The sequence below is a fragment of the Veillonella nakazawae genome (assembly GCF_013393365.1).
Classification (GTDB): Bacteria; Bacillota; Negativicutes; order Veillonellales; family Veillonellaceae; genus Veillonella; species Veillonella nakazawae.
In genome coordinates this window covers 1,080,368-1,093,458 of sequence record NZ_AP022321.1, presented here as the reverse complement: position 1 = coordinate 1,093,458, position 13,091 = coordinate 1,080,368, and the positions used below count along the sequence as shown (strand labels likewise).

General features: G+C 37.1%; 14 protein-coding genes. All 14 read left to right on the top strand.

Annotated elements, in window-relative coordinates:
• The first annotated feature begins 236 nt into the window (after positions 1–236).
• The 14 genes from rpsB (at position 237) to miaB (ending at position 13,090) form a co-directional block, all read left to right on the top strand.
• Positions 237–950, top strand: a complete 714-nt coding sequence (gene rpsB / locus VEIT17_RS04895; protein ID WP_129822985.1) for a 30S ribosomal protein S2 — start codon at positions 237–239, stop codon at positions 948–950.
• 115 nt (positions 951–1,065) lie between these two features.
• Positions 1,066–1,746: a translation elongation factor Ts gene (gene tsf / locus VEIT17_RS04890; protein ID WP_060924642.1), complete on the top strand. Its 681-nt coding sequence runs from the start codon at positions 1,066–1,068 to the stop codon at positions 1,744–1,746.
• Positions 1,747–1,808: 62 nt separating this feature from the next.
• Complete coding sequence (gene pyrH / locus VEIT17_RS04885; protein ID WP_024066541.1) at positions 1,809–2,534, top strand: UMP kinase; 726 nt, start codon at positions 1,809–1,811, stop codon at positions 2,532–2,534.
• 5 nt (positions 2,535–2,539) lie between these two features.
• A complete protein-coding gene (frr, locus tag VEIT17_RS04880) occupies positions 2,540–3,100 on the top strand; it encodes a ribosome recycling factor (RefSeq protein WP_024066542.1) in 561 nt (186 codons plus the stop codon).
• 26 nt (positions 3,101–3,126) lie between these two features.
• Positions 3,127–3,351, top strand: a complete 225-nt coding sequence (locus tag VEIT17_RS04875) for a hypothetical protein (RefSeq protein WP_242013239.1) — start codon at positions 3,127–3,129, stop codon at positions 3,349–3,351.
• Positions 3,332–4,096: an undecaprenyl pyrophosphate synthase gene (locus VEIT17_RS04870; protein ID WP_156719086.1), complete on the top strand. Its 765-nt coding sequence runs from the start codon at positions 3,332–3,334 to the stop codon at positions 4,094–4,096. Before VEIT17_RS04875 ends, VEIT17_RS04870 begins: the two co-directional genes overlap by 20 nt.
• 3 nt (positions 4,097–4,099) lie before the next feature.
• Positions 4,100–4,924, top strand: a complete 825-nt coding sequence (locus VEIT17_RS04865) for a phosphatidate cytidylyltransferase (protein WP_178885037.1) — start codon at positions 4,100–4,102, stop codon at positions 4,922–4,924.
• 18 nt (positions 4,925–4,942) lie between these two features.
• The gene (locus VEIT17_RS04860) at positions 4,943–6,088 is read left to right on the top strand and encodes a 1-deoxy-D-xylulose-5-phosphate reductoisomerase (protein ID WP_178885035.1); all 1,146 of its coding nucleotides are present in this window, start codon (positions 4,943–4,945) and stop codon (positions 6,086–6,088) included.
• Between the two features lie 8 nt (positions 6,089–6,096).
• On the top strand, positions 6,097–7,113 hold the full coding sequence (gene rseP / locus VEIT17_RS04855) for an RIP metalloprotease RseP (protein WP_178885033.1): 1,017 nt from the start codon (positions 6,097–6,099) through the stop codon (positions 7,111–7,113).
• Positions 7,114–7,131: 18 nt separating this feature from the next.
• A complete protein-coding gene (gene ispG / locus VEIT17_RS04850) occupies positions 7,132–8,217 on the top strand; it encodes a flavodoxin-dependent (E)-4-hydroxy-3-methylbut-2-enyl-diphosphate synthase (RefSeq protein ID WP_178885031.1) in 1,086 nt (361 codons plus the stop codon).
• Entirely contained in the window at positions 8,211–9,929 is a 1,719-nt protein-coding gene (locus VEIT17_RS04845) for a proline--tRNA ligase (protein ID WP_178885029.1), read from the top strand. Before ispG ends, VEIT17_RS04845 begins: the two co-directional genes overlap by 7 nt.
• 117 nt (positions 9,930–10,046) lie before the next feature.
• Positions 10,047–10,874, top strand: a complete 828-nt coding sequence (locus VEIT17_RS04840) for a PHP domain-containing protein (protein ID WP_060924638.1) — start codon at positions 10,047–10,049, stop codon at positions 10,872–10,874.
• Positions 10,875–10,889: 15 nt separating this feature from the next.
• Positions 10,890–11,765 (top strand): Asp23/Gls24 family envelope stress response protein, encoded by an 876-nt coding sequence (locus VEIT17_RS04835; RefSeq protein WP_178885027.1) that lies wholly within the window; start codon positions 10,890–10,892, stop codon positions 11,763–11,765.
• An 8-nt stretch (positions 11,766–11,773) separates the two neighbouring features.
• Entirely contained in the window at positions 11,774–13,090 is a 1,317-nt protein-coding gene (gene miaB / locus VEIT17_RS04830; protein WP_060924636.1) for a tRNA (N6-isopentenyl adenosine(37)-C2)-methylthiotransferase MiaB, read from the top strand.
• The last annotated feature ends 1 nt before the right edge of the window (position 13,091 follow it).

Here is a 13,091-nt window from a genome sequence, read left to right as displayed (position 1 = left end):
ATCGGCAATATAGAGTACAAGCTTTAATATAGTCTACTGACAATCAATTCATTAAATTAAAATAAGGAGTGATGGATTCTTAAAGAAATCCTCACTCCTTGCTTGCTTTTACAATAATTATTTGTTAAAATTATTAGGTATGAAAAATATGCACGTCGGTGGACTTCGGTACTGTGCCTAATTTTGGGTGACCCGAAGGATGAAGCGGCGGAGGTTAATTAACAGGAGGTGCCACAATGGCAGTAGTATCAATGAAACAATTATTAGAGGCTGGTGTACACTTTGGTCATCAGACTAGAAGATGGAACCCTAAAATGGCGAAATTCATCTTCACTGAACGCAATGGTATTTATATCATTGACTTGTCTAAAACAGTTAAAAAAGTAGAAGAAGCTTACTCTTTCTTACGCGAAGTTGCTTCCCAAGGCGAAGTAATCTTGTTCGTAGGTACTAAAAAACAAGCTCAAGAAGCTATTAAAGAAGAAGCTATCCGCGCTAACATGTTCTTCGTTAACGAACGTTGGTTGGGCGGTATGTTGACTAACTTCAAAACAATTGAAACTCGTATTAAACGTTTAAAACAATTGGAAGCTATGGCAGAAGATGGTACTTTCGAAGTATTGCCTAAAAAAGAAGTTATCGGTCTTCGTCATGAAATGGAAAAATTAGAAAAATACCTTGGCGGTATCAAAGATATGCCTAAAATGCCAGGTGCTCTTTTCGTAGTTGATCCTAAAAAAGAAAAAATCGCTATTGCAGAAGCTAAAAAATTGGGTATTCCAGTTGTTGCAACAGTTGACACTAACTGTGACCCTGATGAAGTAGAATTCCCAATCCCAGCAAATGATGACGCTATCCGCGCTGTAAAATTATTGGCTGGTAAAATGGCTGACGCTGTTCTTGAAGGTCGTCAAGGCGAATCCTTGGACGGTGTTGAAGCTGCGGAATAATTCTGCAAAGCTACTAAATCATTTCTGATTAGCATTTGAAAGATAAATCTATAACATATATAATTAGGGTAAGGACTATATCCTTACCTTAATTAGTACTAGGAGGAACAAAATAATGGCAATTACTGCTGCTTTGGTAAAAGAATTGCGCGACATGACTGGCGCAGGTATGATGGACGCTAAAAAAGCATTGGTTGAAACTGATGGTAATATCGATAAAGCGGTTGACCTTCTTCGTGAAAAAGGTTTGGCTGCGGCAGCTAAAAAAGCTGGTCGTATTGCAGCTGAAGGTGTAGTACAATCTTACATCCATGCTGGTGGTCGTATTGGCGTATTGGTAGAAGTTAACTGCGAAACTGACTTCGTTGCTAAAACTGATGATTTCCAAAGCTTGGCACGCGATATCGCTATGCAAATTGCAGCTGTAAACCCTACATACTTGAACCGTGAAGAAGTTCCTGCTGAAGTAATCGAACACGAAAAACAAGTATTGTTGGAACAAGCTAAAGTAGAAGCTGAAGAAGACGTAAAAGCTGGCCGTAAACCAAAACCTGAAGCTGTTTTGGAAAAAATGGTTGCTGGTCGTATTGAAAAATTCTATAAAGAAAACTGCCTATTAGAACAAGTATTCATTAAAGATAGCGACAAAACAGTTACAGACATCATTAATGAGAATATTGCAAAAATCGGTGAAAACATCAACGTACGTCGTTTTGTTCGCTACGGTTTGGGCGAAGGCATTGAAAAACGCCAAGATGACTTCGTAGCTGAAGTAATGGCATCTGTTGGTAAATAATTAAGAAATAATAAGAGAACACCGTACAGTGTTCTCTTATTTTGCAATAGAGGAGTAAACACATGGCAAAGAGAAACTTTAGACGTATTGTTTTGAAGTTGAGTGGTGAAGCATTAGCGGGTGAACAAGGTTTTGGTATTAACCCTGATGTTGTTGAAGAATTTGCAAAAGAAATTGCTGCTTTAGCAAAATCCACTGATTTAGAAATCGCAATTGTTGTTGGTGGCGGTAACTTGTGGAGAGGGTTAGCTGGTAGTAACCAAGGTATGGATCGTGCTACAGCTGACTATATGGGTATGCTAGCAACAGTAATGAACTCCTTAGCATTGCAAGATGCATTAGAACAAGCAGGCGTAGATACTCGCGTTCAAACTGCTATCGAAATGCAAGAAATTGCAGAACCTTATATTCGTCGTCGTGCCATTCGTCATTTAGAGAAAAAACGTATCGTAATCTTCGGTGCTGGTCTTGGTAAACCATATTTCTCTACAGATACGACTGCTGCATTACGGGCGGCTGAAATTGAAGCAGATGCAATTCTGATGGCGAAGAAATTTGCTGACGGTGTATATGATTCCGATCCTAAAACGAATCCTAATGCCGTTAAATTTGATGAATTAACATATAATGATATCATTACAAAAGAATTAAAGGTTATGGATGCAACATCCACAACTTTATGTAAAGATAATAATATTCCTATTATCGTATTTAGCATGGACATTCCGGGTAACATTACAAAAGCCGCTAAAGGTGAAGAGATTGGTACCATTGTTCGAGGAGAATAATTCAAATGGAAATTAAAGAATTGTTACAACAAGCAGAAGAACGCATGAATAAGTCTATTGAGGCTTTAAAACATGAATTCGCATCTATTCGTACAGGCCGTGCTAGTGTAGCATTGCTTGATAAAGTAATGGTTGATTATTATGGTAGCCCTACTCCAATTAACCAAGTTGCGAATATCTCTGTACCTGAGCCTCGCATGATTGTAATTGCACCTTGGGATAAAACTATGATTGGTGCCATTGAAAAGGCAATTTTACAATCCGATCTTGGTTTAAACCCAGGTAATGATGGTGCTCAAATTCGTTTAACTATTCCTCAATTAACTGAGGAGCGCCGTAAAGAAATCGTTAAGGTTGTTCATAAAAAAGCTGAAGATGCTAAAGTTGCAGTACGTAACATTCGTCGTGATGTAAATGATGCATTGAAAAAAGAAGAAAAAGCTAAAACAATTACTGAAGATGATGCTAAAGACGGTTTAGATCAAATCCAAAAACTTACAGATGCTAAAATTAAGCAGATTGATGAGTTAAAAGCAGTAAAAGAAAAGGACGTATTAGAAGTATAATGTTAGATTCTAATAGCCTTATTGGAATGCCATGGCAGCTTGCAAAGTCTCGTTTGCAGGCTGCCCATATTCCTTTTAAGGTAATGATTGGGGGATCCTTTAATCGCTTTTTTGATATTGCCGATAAAGGACTTTATGTAGCACGTATTACCAAGGTTGATGAGTGTTTACATATACTAGTGTATAGACCAATGATTGCCAGCGACTTCGGAAATTCTATCGAGGTAGACTATGCTAAAGAAATTATTTAACCGTAAACCATCTGATACGCCTGATATTGATAGTAATGCGATTCCAAAACATGTTGCTATTATTATGGATGGCAATGGTCGTTGGGCTAAACGAAGAGGGATGCCACGATCTATGGGGCACCGTGCAGGAGCCGACGTATTAAAGCAGATTGTTATTGCTGCAGATGAGATTGGAATTAGAGCTCTTACGGTATATGGTTTCTCCACAGAGAACTGGAAGCGTCCTGAACAGGAAGTTTCTTTACTTATGGCTCTCATAAAAGAATACTTAAACAATAATGTTAAGTATATGCATGAACATAATGTACGCATTCGCTTTATTGGATATATTGGTGCTCTTTCAGAAGAGCTTCAAAAGATTATTCGCGATGCAGAATTATTAACTCAGAATAATACAGGCCTTACTTTACAGTTAGCTCTTAACTATGGTGGGCGTGATGAAATAGTTAGGACTATCCGCAACATCACCAATTCTGTTGTAGATGGATCTATTACTACAGACGATATTACAGAAGACTATGTTAGCTCCCAACTTTTCACGAAGGAGTTTAGTGATGTAGACTTATTAATTCGTCCAAGTAGTGATTTTAGAATTAGTAACTTTTTATTGTGGCAGCTAGCTTATGCTGAATTCTGGTTTACTGATTTACATTGGCCGGATTTCACTAAAGAAACATTATTGGAAGCTGTTGCAGCATATCAAAAACGAGAACGCCGATTTGGTGGCTTACGCGATGAGGAATAAAAAATGTTAAAAACACGTGTTATAACCGCTGTTATAGGTTTTATTATTGCCTTAGGGGCCATTACATTAGGCGGATCTGTGTATGATGTTCTTATTACATTATTAGCTCTATTGGGATGGCGTGAGTTTGTTTTACTAGGTAAAGCTAAACATGTGCGAATGTCCATTTTATGGGGTTATATTAGTATTTTATTATTGATGATTGCCTTTGCATGTCATCAGTATATTTTAGCAATTGCTATATTAGTATTGAGTTTATCAGCCAATTATATGTTATGTACATTTGGTGAAAATAAATACTCTTTAGCTAGCGTTTCTTTTAGTGTATTTGGTTTATTATATGTTGGTATTGGCATGATTTCTTTGCTCATGATTCGTCATGACTCTATTTACATGTCTTTATCAATGCCATTTGAATTATATAATTGGGGAACAATTACTCTTTGGCTAGTATTGTTTACCACATGGGCTAGTGATACTTTTGCGTACTTTGCGGGTCGTGCCTTTGGTAAACATAAAATTGTTCCATCCATTAGTCCTAATAAAACATTAGAAGGTTTTATTGGTGGATTTATTGGCTGTATTATTACAGGTGCTGTATTTTCGTATATCGTGGGTATTCCATGGTGGATGGGTATTCATGTTGGTATGATCAGTGGTATATTAGCACCATTAGGTGATTTATTTGAATCAAAGATTAAACGATTATGTAATGTGAAAGATTCTGGTACCTTATTACCAGGTCATGGCGGTGTATTGGATCGATTTGATAGCTTATTATTTACGGCACCTATTACATTGATTTATATATTACTATTCTCGTTCTAATCTAATAGAGGTAAGCTTATGAAATACCTAAGTATTATTGGCAGTACTGGCTCAATCGGTACACAGACACTAGATGTGGTGTCTCAACATCCAGATCAATTCAAGGTGGTTGCCTTAGTGGCACATCATAATATTGACCTCTTAGAAAAACAAATTAAAGAATATCAGCCATTAGTAGCTGGTCTAGTTGATGAAAGCGCTTTTAAAGAACTACAAGGACGCTATACAGGTCCTACAAAACTTGTGGGCGGTAAGGAAGCACTCATAGCTGCTGCTACGATTCAAGAAGCAACTATGGTTGTAACTGCTATTGTTGGAGCTGCAGGTATTGAACCTACTGTAGAGGCCATAAAGAAACGTAAGACTATAGGTCTAGCTAATAAGGAAACATTAGTTGCTGGTGGACCATTGATTACATCTTTGGCTAAGGAGTATGGCGTACAAATTCTACCAATTGATAGTGAACATAGCGCAATATTCCAGTGTTTAGAAGGGCAAAATCGCGAGAATGTTGATTCCTTAATTGTTACCGCTTCTGGTGGCCCTTTACGCACTTGGGACTCTGATAAAATTCAAACTGCCACAGCTGCTGATTGCCTACGTCATCCAACTTGGAATATGGGCAATAAGATTACGATTGACTCTGCATCTCTATTTAATAAAGGGTTAGAAGTAATCGAAGCTCATTGGCTATTTGGTTTTGATTTTGATCATATTGACGTAGTGGTACATCCACAAAGCATTGTTCATTCAATGATACGAATGAAAGATGGGGCCATCTTAGCACAAATGGGGAATCCCGATATGAGGGAGCCTATTCAGTATGCTTTGACATATCCTAAACGTGAAACTTTACATATGAATCATCTAGATTTTTCAAAGGCTTTACAATTAGAATTCTTGCCTCCTCGATATGATGATTTCCCGGCTCTTCGTCTTGCTTATGAAGTGGGCCGATCAAGCGGTTTTAAACCAGCTGTGTTTAATGCTGCAAATGAAACTGCAGTTTATGCATTTTTAGATGATAAAATCGCCTTTGGTGATATTTATAAAGTCGTCACATCAGTTCTTGAATCTATGGGATCTGAAGATGACTTTACATTAGACAATTTATTGGCCATTGATAGATGGGCTCGAGAAAAGGCCACATCATTGATGGTATAGGAGTATATATGACAACGGCATTAGCCACAATATTTGTATTTGGTTTAATCGTGTTTATTCATGAATTAGGCCATTTCATTACAGCAAAAATGTCAGGTATGCAAGTAGACGAATTTGCCATTGGTTTTGGACCTGCCATATTCAAGGTTCAAAGAGGGGAAACTTTATACTCGATTCGTATCATTCCTCTTGGTGGATTTAATCGTATTGCAGGTATGACACCTGACGAGCCTCTTAATGAGCGTTCATTTTATACTAAACCTGCATGGAAGAAATTTATTGTTATTTCTGCAGGTGCTGTATTTAACTTTTTATTGGCCATAGTTTTATTCTTTGGTCTCAATGCAACAGTAGGTAATCTCACGTATACAAATGATCCTGTTATTGGTAATATCATCCCAGGTAGCGCTGCTGAACAGGCACATTTACAATCTAACGATAGAATTCTTACCATCGATGGTAAAAAAATCTCTACATGGGATGAAATCCGTCCTAGCCTACAAGGTACTGCCAATCATGGTGTTACTGTTGTAGTAGATAGAGAAGGGGAAACTGTAGAAACTACAGTGATTCCAAAAATGGAACAGGATAGTCCTAAAATTGGTATTTATCCTAGTTATACTCGAGAAACTTATAGAATTGGAGAATCTTTTAGTTTAGCCGTTACTCGCACAGGTCAAACAATTGTTGCTATGTTAAGTGGCTTATATGATATGATTCGAGGCACACAGGCAGCAGAGCTATCTGGCCCTGTAGGGATTTCACAAATGGCTGGTACTATTGCACAATCTGGCTTTGCGCCACTATTAAGTTTTGCTGCATTTTTAAGTATTAACTTAGGGGTTATTAATCTTTTGCCATTACCTGTATTAGATGGTGGTCATTTAATTATTATTTTGGCTGAAGCCATCACAGGTCGTAAGTTACCTGCTAAGGCACTTATGTATATTCAAATGGTTGGTGTTGCTTTGATGGTAGCATTATTCTTATATGTAACAACTCAGGATATATTCCGATTACTATAAGATAGATGGGAGATTACAATGATTGTACGTAAACCAACAAATGGTATCTATGTAGGTACAGTTAAAATTGGTGATTATGCACCGGTAAGTATTCAATCAATGATTACAACAGATCCGGTACATACGGAAAAGGCGATTGCTGAAATTAACCATTTAGCAGAGGCTGGGTGTGAACTAGTTCGTGTCGCTGTTCCAACAATGGAGTCTGCAAAGGCTTTAAAAGCCGTTAGAGCTGGTATTTCTATTCCATTGATTGCGGACATACATTTTGATTATAGATTAGCGTTAGAGGCTATTGAAAATAATGTAGATGGCTTGCGCATTAATCCTGGTAATATTGGGGGCGAAGATAAGGTATTAGCTGTTATTGAAAAAGCTAAACCTAAACAAATTCCAATTCGTATAGGTGTCAATGCTGGTTCTTTACCAAAGCATATCCTCGATGCTCATGGTGGTCATCCTACAGCAGATGGTATGGTAGAGACTGCATTAGAACATGTGCGAATTCTTGAAAAGCTTGACTATCGCCAAATGAAATTATCCATTAAAGCAACGGAAGTTCCTTTAATGGTAGAAGCCTATCGTAAGTTATCCGATAAAATTCCTTATCCTTTGCATTTAGGTGTTACTGAGGCTGGGACGATAAAACAAGGTACCATTAAGTCTGCTATGGGTATTGGTGCTTTATTATTAGACGGCATTGGTGATACATTACGGGTATCTTTAACGGGTGACCCAATACATGAAATAGAAGTAGGCCGAAGTATTTTAAGTAACTTGGGATTACGCAACTTTGGTGCTACAATGATTTCCTGCCCTACATGTGGCCGATGCCAAGTCAATCTGTTTGACATGGCGGGAATTGTAGAGGAGCGCTTAGCATCTATTAAAGCACCGATTAAAGTTGCTGTTATGGGATGTGTTGTAAATGGGCCCGGTGAGGCTCGTGAAGCTGATTTTGGTATTGCTGGTGGTAATGGTCAAGGTATTGTTTTCCGAAAGGGTGAAGTTATCAAGACTGTACCAGAAGCTGAATTAGTAGATACATTATTTAGAGAAATTGATCAATATTTAGAAAGCTTAAATGAGGAGTCTTTATGTTAGCCACTAAATTATATGCACCTACATTGCGTGAGGTTCCATCTGATGCTGATGTAGTTAGCCAACAGCTTATGCTTCGCGCTGGTTTTATGCGCAAAACTGCAAATGGTTTATATAGCTTTTTGCCATTGGGGTGGAGAAGTATCAAAAAAATTGAAGCCATTGTACGTGAAGAAATGGATCGTGCTAGTGCTCAAGAAATCATGATGCCTATCTTACAACCTGCAGAAATTTGGAAAGAGTCTGGCCGTTGGAACGCATATGGCGCAGAAATGATGCGTATTAATGATCGTCATGATAATGAATTCTGCTTGGGACCAACTCATGAAGAGATGATTACAACTCTTGTAAAAAATGAGATTAACTCCTATCGTCAATTACCAGTAAATTTATATCAAATCCAAAGTAAATTCCGTGATGAACGTCGTCCACGTTATGGTTTGATGCGTAGTCGCGAATTTATTATGAAAGATGCATATTCTTTTGATGTAGATGAAGCTGGTTTAGACGAATCTTATAAATCTATGTATGATGCATATACACGTATTTTTACGCGTTGTGGTCTTACATTCCGTCCTGTAGAAGCTGATAGTGGTGCCATCGGTGGTAGTGGAACACATGAATTTATGGCAATTGCTGAAGCTGGTGAAGCTGATATTGTATATTGCACAAAATGTGACTATGCTGCAAATATTGAAATTGGTAAACCTGGTATTATGAAACAGGAAGAAGAAGCACTACAAGAGTTATCCGTTGTAGATACTCCTAATGCTAGTACTATTGAAGCTGTGGCGGAAATGTTAAACTTACCACTACATAAAACTATCAAAGCTGTAGTATTCTCCATTGATGGTAAAGTGGTATTAGCAATTGTTCGTGGTGATCATGAAGTTAATGAAGTGGCAGTACAACATGCAGTTTTAGGTTCTGTAGAACCTGAAATGGCTACACCTGAAGAATTAGAAAAAGTTGGCTTAACAGCTGGCTTCATCAGTCCAGTAGGATTAAAACAAACAGAGGAGTTTGCTATTGTTGTGGATGAATCTGTTATGGAATCTTACAATGTTTGTGGCGGTGCCAATAAAAAAGATGCGCACTATGTTAATATCAACCCTAAACGTGACTTTAATGTAGATGATATTATTATTGCACCAATTCGTTTAATTACAGATGACGATGTTTGCCCAACTTGTGGTGGTGCATTAGAACATGCCAAAGGTATTGAAGTTGGTCAAGTATTTAAATTAGGCACAAAATATTCTGAAGCATTACAAGCTACATTCTTAGACCAAAATGGTCGTCCTAATCCAATGATTATGGGCTGTTATGGCATTGGTGTATCTCGTACATTAGCTGCAGCTATTGAGCAATACCACGATGAAAATGGTATTATTTGGCCTCGTTCTATTGCACCATTTGAAGCTGTTATCGTACCTATTAATGCTAAAGATGAAGCGTTGATGTCCACAAGTCAAACCATTTATAGTGCATTACAAAATGCAGGTGTAGATGTGTTACTTGATGATCGTAAAGATCGAGCTGGTGTAAAATTTAAGGATGCTGATTTAATTGGTTATCCACTTCGTATTACAGTAAGTAAAAATACACTTGAAAATAATGAAGTAGAAATTCAAATTCGTAAGTCTGGAGAGGCCATTACATGTGCCATTGATTCTGTAGCAACCAAGGTTACTGAATTGCTTCAAGATTTATAATTAAATTGCGATTCTAGTGAATACTCATTAGGGTCGCAATTTTTCTTTCTAAACTTGAATTAATAGACTAAATCAGTCATAATTAAAAGATAGGATATTTGTAATGGGAGGTGCTCTATGCTTGTAGATTTTCACATGCACTCTATCTATTCTGATGGAGTCAAAAGTCCAGAGGAATTATTACGTCATGCATTAGATTGTAATCTATCTATGATGGCTTTGACTGATCATGATGAAATCGATGGTATTAAAGCATTGCGTACCGCTCAGGAACAATTAGATCCAGAGAAAACCATTAAAATTATTAATGGTTGTGAGTTTAGTGCCGATTATAAAGATAAATCGATTCATATTTTGGGCTATCGTTTTGATGAAACTAATAAGGAATTAAGAGATTTTATTAAGTATTTTAAATCAAAACGAGAAGAACGAATCGATGAAATTATTAAACGTTGTAATAATGTTGGATATTTAATATCAAAAGATGACCTACTCAAAAAATTTCCTAAAACACAAGCTTATGGGCGTCCACATATTGGACAATTATTAATTGATGGTGGCTACGCCAAGGATATCAATGATGTATTTAAAGGTATTCTCCGAAAAGATAGTCCTTGCTATGTGCCTAAGGTTAAGGTTGAGGTTCCATATATTATTGATATTATTCATAAAGCTGGAGGCCTTGCCGTTATGGCTCATCCTAAATTAGTATCTAGTGATGAGTATGTAGTAGAAATGTTAGCTTATGATTTTGATGGTATGGAAGTTTACCATACTAAACATAACGCGGATGATGTGAAACGATATAAAGCATTAGCAACAAAACATAACTTGTTTATTACAGGTGGTTCTGATTTTCATGGTATTCCAGGAAAAGCACCAGATAAATTTGGAGACTACTTGGTATCATCTGAGAATGTATCAGAATTTATTAGTTTGTTATAAATAATGAGGTTGACTATGGAAGTCATTGCATTTGTAGGTAGTAGTGGCACTGGTAAAAGCCATCGTGCGCTCGTAGTTGCTCATGAAAACAATATTGAATGTATTATCGATGATGGTATTTTAATTCACGATAATAAGATTGTAGCAGGTTTTTCTGCTAAGAAGGAATCTAGCCGATTAAAAGCTGTTCGTCGTGCCATTTTCCAAGATGAAGTGCAAGTAAAATCAGTACGTGAGCAATTAGATAAAATCAATCCTAATAAACTTATGATTATTGGTACATCCGATAATATGGTTAAGAAAATTACTAAAGCATTAGGCTTGCAAGATCCTGATCGGTATATTCGCATTGAGGACGTTGCTACACCTAAAGAAATTGAAAAGGCACAACATGCTCGTCTAAAAGAAGGTAAACATATTATTCCAGTTCCAACGATGGAATTGAAACCTCACTTTAGAGGGTACTTAATTGATCCAATCAAAACTATGTGGCGTCGACGTACATTAAAAAAACAAGACCAAGATACATTGGGGCAAATTGGGTCAGAAGGCTTTGAACGTTCTGTAGTACGCCCTGCTTTCAGCTATTATGGACGACTCACCTTTGATGATGATGTAATTATTAAATTGATTCGCAATGGCCTTAAAAAAGTAGCTGGTGTTGACGAGTCTAGTGTTATTTCTTTCAAAAAAAGCGATAAAGGCCAAAATGGTCTAGTCGTAGATATGGCTGTTGTTATTGAACATGGTTATCCTGTTAAATCATTAATGCAACAGGTGCAAAAGTCTGTTCGTAATGAAATCGAATATATTACAGGCATGTCTATTGAACGGATGTCCATAAAAGTTAAAAATATTATAGAAACAAAACGTAAGATTGTTAAAGTATAGGAGTTAGAATGAAGTCTTATTATATTTACACCTATGGTTGTCAAATGAATACTGCTGATTCTGAGCGCTTATCGCATCAGTTAGAATCTGTTGGCTATACACCTACAGAGGACGTAGAAACTGCAGATTTAATATTATTAAATACTTGTGCAGTACGTGAGAATGCAGAAACAAAAGTCTATGGCCGCATAGGTGAGCTAATGAGACTGAAGAGAAAAAATAAAAACTTGATTCTTGCTGTTACAGGATGCATGGCACAGAAGAATCAAGCAGAAATGTTTAAGCGCGCTCCACATATTGATATTGTCTTAGGTACTCATAATATTCAACATATTAATGAAATGATTGAAGAGGTACAACGAGGTCATACACATCAAATCAATGTAGACATGGATAATTCTGTATTGCCAGAATTGGAAGCAAAACCTAATGGTACCTTTTATGCATGGGTACCTATTATGAATGGATGCAATAAGTTCTGTACGTACTGCATCGTTCCTCACGTTCGTGGTAGAGAAATTAGTCGTCCTGTAGAGGCCATCGTAAAAGAGGTAACCGAACTAGGGGCAAAAGGCTTTAAAGAGATTACTTTATTGGGGCAAAATGTAAACTCTTATGGCTTAGATTTTAAAGATGGTACCGATTTTGGTACATTAGTGGACGCTCTCGATGGTATTCCAGGTATTGAACGTATACGTTATATGACAAGTCATCCTCAAGATATGACTAAATCTATGATAGATGCCCTTGGTCGATCTTCTAATATTGTTACTCATTTACATTTACCGATTCAATCTGGTTCGGACCGTATCTTAAAGAAAATGAACCGACATTATACAGTGGAGCATTATAAAGAACTACTTTCTTACTGTCGTGAGAAAATTAAAGATGTAGTTGTTACTACCGATATTATTGTAGGTTTTCCTGGGGAAACAGAGGAAGATTTTCAAGCTACTTTACAACTCTTAAAAGATGTTCGTTATGATATGGCGTATACTTTCATCTACTCTAAACGCTCTGGTACGCCAGCAGCGACTATGGATGATCAAGTTCCAGAAGAGGTTAAACGCGTGCGTTTACAAACATTGATGGACGTACAAAATGAAATCTCTTATGAACTAAATAAACCTATGGAAGGGCAAGTGTTTGATATTATTGTAGAGGGGCCAAGTCCTCGTGATGAAGATATGTGGTTTGGTCGGACATCGGGCAATAAAATGGTGTTATTCCCGAAAGACGATTCTTTATCAATTGGCGAAACTGTACCTGCATATATTGATAAAGCACAAACTTGGGTTTGCTACGGTACAATACAAAAGGGGTAAG